The sequence below is a fragment of the Rahnella perminowiae genome, from assembly GCF_019049755.1.
GTDB lineage: Bacteria > Pseudomonadota > Gammaproteobacteria > Enterobacterales > Enterobacteriaceae > Rahnella > Rahnella perminowiae.
Genome location: NZ_JAFMOS010000190.1, coordinates 1 through 1,629, shown reverse-complemented (window position 1 = coordinate 1,629; position 1,629 = coordinate 1). Strand labels below are relative to the sequence as shown.

2 protein-coding genes are annotated in these 1,629 nt (G+C 47.1%); both read left to right on the top strand.

Annotation, left to right across the window (positions count from 1 at the left end):
* Positions 1-644 (top strand): phospholipase D-like domain-containing protein (locus J1785_RS26580; RefSeq protein WP_338020333.1); only part of this gene is annotated, 644 nt, incomplete at its 5' end.
* Positions 644-1,629 (top strand): SEL1-like repeat protein (locus tag J1785_RS01140; protein WP_217218611.1); only part of this gene is annotated, 986 nt, incomplete at its 3' end. The genes J1785_RS26580 and J1785_RS01140, both read left to right, overlap by 1 nt.

Below are 1,629 nucleotides of genomic sequence, written 5' to 3'. Positions count from 1 at the left end.
TGTATCTCTTTGTTATTACCAATGTAACGGACGAAGGCATCGGAGCCGGAACCGTCAACACACAGCGTATGCTCGAAAGCCTTGGGCGTGCAGATACCATCCCTAATGTGACAAAAGAAATGCAGGTTGAGGAGGTTAATGACCCGCGCCCGGCTTATTATGATCCGCGAGACCCGGCAGCGCAGGAAAAACTGGACGAATATGAAAAAGAAATTCAAAAAATAAGAAACAGAGAAATTTTGCAGGTCAACATTCCCGGCCTGAAGGTGCATATCTGTTCTCTTGTCGCACCCGATTCACCCGAAGGTAACTGGATGCCGGTCTATGTGCATTCCAAGCTGATGATCATCAACGATGTATTCACGACCCATGGTTCCGCCAATATCAACACCCGTAGTATGCAGGTCGACAGCGAAATGAATATTGCCCATGACTGGGCCAGCGTGACTAAAGCACTGCGGCAGCGGCTGTGGAAGTTGCATACAAATGGAATAGGAATGCAGGACGATCCTGCTGCGGCGTTCACAGTATGGGACTTTATCCTTGAAAAGAATAAAAAGCTTCATGCCAGTGGTAAGGAAGAACCTATGGCTTCACTAATTGCATTTTCCTACGATAAGGCAACATTAAAGGATCAAGATTAATGCGCAGATTGCTATTACTAACATGTCTGCTGCTGACCGCTTGCGACCAGAGCGTTGCCCCTAGCGTTGTAAACAAGGATGTATCTATGGACCCATTAACTAACATCAATACCAACTTGGCGTTCACTTGCAAACACGAAATTATCCCGAAAGCTTCTTCTGATACCGAGAAATTGTTTGAATACGCCCGTTGGTTGCAAAAAAATAATCTGCTGAAACAAGACAAAAAGGTGGATGCTGAAACTGAACGTTTATATCGCATTGCAGCTGAAAATGGTCATTTTAAAGCCAATATTAACTTGCAGAATGGTTCGATCCGTGGGCAGTTTTCTCTCTCAGCAGATGAGCGTTTTCGCCTTAGCCAGCGGTTGATAAACGCTAAAATTGCCAGTGGTTACTACTTTATCGCCATCTATTTGCAGAACGGCGCAACCGGTTTAAAGCAGGATCTGGAACTGGCTCTGCGCTACTATCGTAAAGCTGCTGATGAGGGCAGTCCCCAAGCTCAGAATTACGTTGGGGACAAACTTTCGCCGGCAAAAATGGCGCCAAATATAGCTAAGCAGATGTTAGAATGTTCAGCTGTTCAGGCTAATGGCGACGCCGCGAAATCTCTTGGAATGATGCTAAGTATAGAAGGCCTGTTTCAGCAGACAATACAGGCGTTCCAATTAGGAGTCGCGGCAGGAGATGAGACTTCTGCCTTCGCGCTTGAACAAGGGTTTTATGGGCCTGAATCCACAAGTACCTATTATGTAGCACAGCAAAAAGACCCTGAGCGTGCTCTTCGCTATAAAGCAATCTGGAAAATACTTTCCGACTACTCCTATGCCAGCCCCACCGTCCCAGAAATCAACGATATCGTCCCCCTCCCACCGGCCCCGCTGCCTGCCTGGGATGGCAAGATAAAATGGCTGGAAGATCGCAAAGCGAACATTCCGCCGACCAAACCCAGCGAAGCCCTGATTGAGAAGTTGGCGAAAGA